The sequence below is a fragment of the Arthrobacter sp. B0316-1-20 genome, from assembly GCF_059091865.1.
Window position 1 is genome coordinate 1 of sequence record NZ_JBNHHC010000157.1, and the last position, 4,161, is coordinate 4,161.

Below are 4,161 nucleotides of genomic sequence, written 5' to 3' on the forward strand. Positions count from 1 at the left end.
CCGGACGCGTCATGACGGAGAAGGGCTACGGCCGGATCATCAACCTGGCCTCCCAGGCGAGCGTCATCGCTCTGGATAAGCACGTGGCCTACTGTGCCAGTAAGGCTGCGGTGGTTGGCATGACCAAGGTCCTGGCGATGGAGTGGGCGCGTCAGGGCGTCACGGTCAATGCCGTGTCGCCGACCGTGGTGGAGACCCCACTGGGCAAGAAGGCCTGGGCCGGCGAGGTGGGCGAGGCCATGAAGGCGCAGATTCCGGTCGGACGCTTCGCCCAGCCGGAGGAGGTCGCGGCCATGATCGCGTACCTGGCCGGCGAGAACGCCGCCATGGTCACCGGTGAGAACCTGCTGATCGACGGCGGCTACTCCATGGTCTGACCACCCCTCTGCGCTCTCTGCCCGCGAGGACGTGGCGCTGTTCCGCGGAAGCTGTTGCGAAACCACTTCACCGGAGCAACGCCACGTCCTCGGCGTTCCGGCGCGGGTAGGATTGCCGGGTGACTGCTTCAGATTTCCCCGAGGGCATGCCGGCCCGCACCGCTCCGCTGCTGGGCGCGGCAGATATCCGCAGGCTGGCCGCGGAGCTGGACGTGCGGCCCACCAAAACGCTGGGGCAGAACTTCGTCATTGATGGCAACACCATCCGGCGGATCGTCGCCGCCGCGCACGTGCAGCCGGAGGAGACCGTGCTGGAGGTCGGCCCCGGCCTGGGGTCGCTGACGCTGGGCCTGCTGGACGTCGCCAAGCGGGTTGTCGCCGTTGAAATCGACGCCGTGCTCGCCGGCCGGCTTCCCGACACCGTGGCCAAGTGGCGGCCGGACGCGGCGGCGAGCCTCGACGTCGTACTTTCCGATGCGATGAAGGTGACCGAGCTGCCCCACCAGCCCGCAGCTCTGGTGGCGAACCTGCCGTACAACGTCGCGGTGCCCGTGGTCCTGCACCTGCTGGAGCATTTTCCCAGCCTGCAGCACGGGCTGGTAATGGTGCAGGAGGAGGTCGCGGACCGGCTGGCGGCCGGGCCCGGGTCCAGGACCTACGGGGTCCCGTCGGTGAAGGCTGCCTGGTACACGCAGATGCGCAAGGCCGGGACCATCGGCATGAATGTCTTCTGGCCGGCCCCGAAGATCGCCTCCGGCCTGGTCGCCTTCACCCGGCGCGAGCCCCCGGTCACCCGGGCCAGCCGCGTGGAGGTCTTCCGGGTCATTGACGCAGCGTTCGCCCAGCGCCGCAAGACGCTGCGCGCGGCGCTGGCCGGCTGGGCGGGCAGCCCGGCCGAGGCGGAGAAGGCGCTGCTGGCGGCAAATGTGGATCCCAGCGCGCGCGGCGAGGTGCTGGACGTGGCGGCGTTCGCGCGGATCGCCGAACACAAGGTGCCGCTGACGGCTTAGCGTGACGGCCGGCGCGCAATGATAATTCGTCCCGAGGCCCACCGTCCTTTAGGTTTGTGGTTATGAACGCTGCCATACCACGGTCGGTCCGGGTCAAGGCTCCCGGGAAAATCAATGTGTCCCTCCGGGTGGGACCGTTGCGGGAGGACGGCTACCACAGCGTGGCCAGCGTCTACCTGGCGGTTTCGCTGTATGAAGAGGTCACCGCCACGGCGACCGCCGGCGGAGGCATCACGGTCACCGTCAACCACGGCCAGGGCCAGCTCAACGTCCCGCTCGCGGACATTCCGCTGGACGGCAACAACCTGGCCGCCCGCGCCGCCGCGCTGCTGGCGAGCACGAGCGGAACCTCCCCCGGCGTGAACCTGGACATCACCAAGCGCGTGCCCGTGGCCGGCGGGATGGGCGGCGGATCGGCGGATGCGGCCGCGGCCCTGCTGGCCTGCGACGCGCTGTGGAACTGCGGCTTCTCCCGGGATCAGCTTGCCACGATGGCGGCGGAACTGGGCGCCGATGTGCCGTTCTCGCTGCTCGGCGGCACGGCCGTGGGCCTGGGCGTGGGGGACCGGCTCACCCCGGCGATCTCCAAAACCGAAATCAACTGGGTCCTGGTCACCTCCCCGTACGGGCTGTCGACGCCGGCGGTATACGGGAAGCTGGACGAACAGCGCGAACGGGACGGCATTTTCGCGGCGGAACCCAGCGAGGTGGATCCGGCGATCCTTTCGGCCATGCGCTCGGGCGACGTCGGCCGGCTGGCGGATGTGCTCCACAACGACCTGCAGCCCGCGGCGCTGGAACTGGCCCCGGAGCTGGCCGGGATCCTCAACGCCGGTGAGCGCCACGGCGCGCTGGCCGGGCTGGTCTCCGGTTCCGGCCCGACCATCGCCTTCCTGGTCCACGACGCGGACGCCGGGGAGGACCTGGCCGCCGCGCTGGAGGCGGAGGGCTTCAATGCCATCCAGGTCCACGGGCCGGTCCACGGAGCGCGGATCATGGGAGACCTGGTCTCGGCCTAGATAAAATAGCTTTGCCCGCCCGGCACAGCAACAGAAAGTGGTTTTTCCTTGGCACACCTGCTCGGTGCTGAAAACATCAGCATTACCTTCGGCACCCGCACCATCCTGGACGGCGTCACCCTCGGCATCGAAGAGGGGGACCGGATCGGCATGGTGGGCCGCAACGGCGACGGCAAATCCACGCTCATGCGCCTGCTCGCCCAGCGCTCCACGCCCGATTCCGGCCGCGTTACCCACCGCCGGGACCTGAACGTCGGGTACCTGGACCAGTCGGACGTGCTCGCCGGCGAGCTGCCGGTGGGGGAGGCGATCGTCGGGGACCGGGCGGACTATGAATGGGCCTCCAACCCGAAGATCCGCGAGATCATGGAGGGCCTGGTCGAGGACGTCGACTGGCACGCGAAGATGTCCTCGCTCTCCGGCGGGCAGAAGCGGCGCGTGGCGCTGGCCAAGCTGCTGATCGAGGACCACGACGTGATCATGCTGGATGAGCCCACCAACCACCTGGACGTGGAGGGTGTGGCCTGGCTGGCCCGGCACCTGAAGACCCGCTGGCGCCCCACCGAGGCGGCCTTCGTGGTGGTCACCCACGACCGCTGGTTCCTGGACGAGGTCTGCACCCGGACCTGGGAGGTCCACGATGGGATGGTGGAACCGTTCGACGGCGGCTACGCGGCTTACGTACTGGCGCGCGCCGAACGCGACCGGACGGCCGCGGTGGTGGAGCAGAAGCGGCAGCAGCTGGTCAAGAAGGAACTGGCCTGGCTGCGCCGCGGCGCCCCTGCCCGGACTGCCAAGCCGAAGTTCCGCATCGAGGCGGCGAACGAGCTGATCGCGGACGTGCCCGAACCGCGCGACACGCTGGCCCTGAACAAGATGGCCACGGCGCGGCTGGGCAAGGACGTACTGGACCTGGAAAACGTCACCTACGTGCCGGCGCCGCGCCTCACGTCCGGAGACGGGGAGCGGGTCGGGGCCGCCTCGGACCAGGCACGGCGGCTGGCCGATGCCGAAACCACCGGCGAGGACCCACTGTTCACCAACATCACCCTGCGCCTGGCGCCGGGCGAACGGCTGGGCATCGTGGGCGTCAACGGCGCCGGCAAGACCACGCTGCTGCGCCTGCTCAACGGGGAAATCCAGCCGACCTCCGGCCGCCTGAAGCGGGGCAAGACGGTGGTCACCGCGGTCCTGACCCAGGATGTGAAGGAGATCGACGACGTCGCTGACCTGCGCGTCATCGAGGTCATCGAACAGGAAAAGCGTGTTTTCAACGTGGGCGGCCGGGAGCTCTCCGCCGGGCAGCTGGTGGAACAGCTTGGCTTCTCCAACCAGCGGCAGTGGACGCGGGTCCGCGAGCTCTCCGGCGGCGAGCGGCGCAGGCTGCAGTTGCTGCGACTGCTGGTCGGCGAGCCAAATGTGCTGATGCTGGACGAGCCCACCAATGACCTGGACACGGACACGCTGGCCGCGGTGGAGGACGTACTGGACGGCTGGCCCGGCACTTTGGTGGTGGTCTCGCACGACCGCTACCTGCTGGAACGGGTCACCGACCACCAGATGGCACTGCTGGGCGACGGCAAGCTGCGCGGGCTGCCCGGCGGTGTGGACCAGTACCTGGAACTGCGGGAGGCGGCGCTCGCGGGCGCGAAGTCAGGGGTTGGCCGCGAGGCCGGGGGGCCTGCGCCCCGACCTGGCAGCGAAACCCCGGCTTCGGCCGGAGGGACGGGGGCGTCCGAGGCTGAGAAGCGCACC

General features: G+C 69.5%; 4 protein-coding genes. All 4 read left to right on the forward strand.

The annotated features are described in order from the left end of the window. On the forward strand, window positions 1-377 hold a 377-nt coding region (locus AC5RW2_RS40930; RefSeq protein WP_494075288.1), incomplete at its 5' end, for an SDR family oxidoreductase. A 146-nt stretch (window positions 378-523) separates the two neighbouring features. Beyond that, on the forward strand, window positions 524-1,387 hold the full coding sequence (rsmA, locus tag AC5RW2_RS40935; RefSeq protein WP_494030980.1) for a 16S rRNA (adenine(1518)-N(6)/adenine(1519)-N(6))-dimethyltransferase RsmA: 864 nt from the start codon (window positions 524-526) through the stop codon (window positions 1,385-1,387). Window positions 1,388-1,449: 62 nt separating this feature from the next. Continuing rightward, the gene (locus tag AC5RW2_RS40940) at window positions 1,450-2,406 is read left to right on the forward strand and encodes a 4-(cytidine 5'-diphospho)-2-C-methyl-D-erythritol kinase (RefSeq protein ID WP_494030948.1); all 957 of its coding nucleotides are present in this window, start codon (window positions 1,450-1,452) and stop codon (window positions 2,404-2,406) included. 48 nt (window positions 2,407-2,454) lie between these two features. Then, window positions 2,455-4,161: ABC-F family ATP-binding cassette domain-containing protein (locus tag AC5RW2_RS40945; RefSeq protein WP_494075289.1), on the forward strand; the 1,707-nt coding region annotated here is incomplete at its 3' end.